Source organism: Bacteroides intestinalis (assembly GCF_003464595.1).
In the GTDB taxonomy this organism is placed as follows: Bacteria; Bacteroidota; Bacteroidia; order Bacteroidales; family Bacteroidaceae; genus Bacteroides; species Bacteroides intestinalis_A.
This window is the reverse complement of sequence record NZ_QRZF01000010.1, coordinates 181,112-181,725: the sequence shown is the minus strand read 5'-3', so window position 1 is coordinate 181,725 and position 614 is coordinate 181,112. Positions and strand designations below refer to the sequence as shown.

Here is a 614-nt window from a genome sequence, read left to right as displayed (position 1 = left end):
ACGTGTACCCTTGCCTCGCTCGATTTCCTTACTGGCCACCGAAAAGTAACCCTCATCCAGTTCTATCATCCCTTCCAGTGTATACCTTGCATCCCGGTTGCCCATCGCCCTGCGGAGTTTGTGTACCATCGCCCATACCGGTTCGTAACGCTTCAATCCTAATTGCTTCTGGAGTTCGTTGGTGGAGAATCCCTTTTTTGTGCAACTCATCAGGAACATCGTTTTGTACCACACCAGAAACGGCAGCTTGGAGCTCTCCATGATCGTACCGCTGCGCAACGAGGTGCGGAAACGGCAACCTTTGCATTCATAACTCCATTTACCCTGTAACCAATAATGGGAAGTGCCCCCGCATCGCTTGCAGACAACCCCTTCCTTATCACGCTGCTCCTTGAAATGCAAACGACAATCTTCCTCCGAACCGAAATGAGCCGTAAAACTGAATATGTTCATAATCCCTGCTTTTTGAGCGCTAATATACTAAAAATATTAGGTGTGTTTGCGGAGAATCAGAATTATTTTAAAGCATTACCACAAAGAAAAGCCTTTTACGAGGATATTCCAAACGTATGGACATAAAAAAAGGAGTACCGCTGTACTCCAACCTTTGTTAA

1 pseudogene is annotated in these 614 nt (G+C 45.9%); it reads right to left on the bottom strand.

Annotated elements, in window-relative coordinates:
- Positions 1-453, bottom strand: a pseudogene (locus DWW10_RS15540) (IS1595-like element ISBbi1 family transposase); the annotation flags it as partial.
- Positions 454-614: the final 161 nt, after the last annotated feature.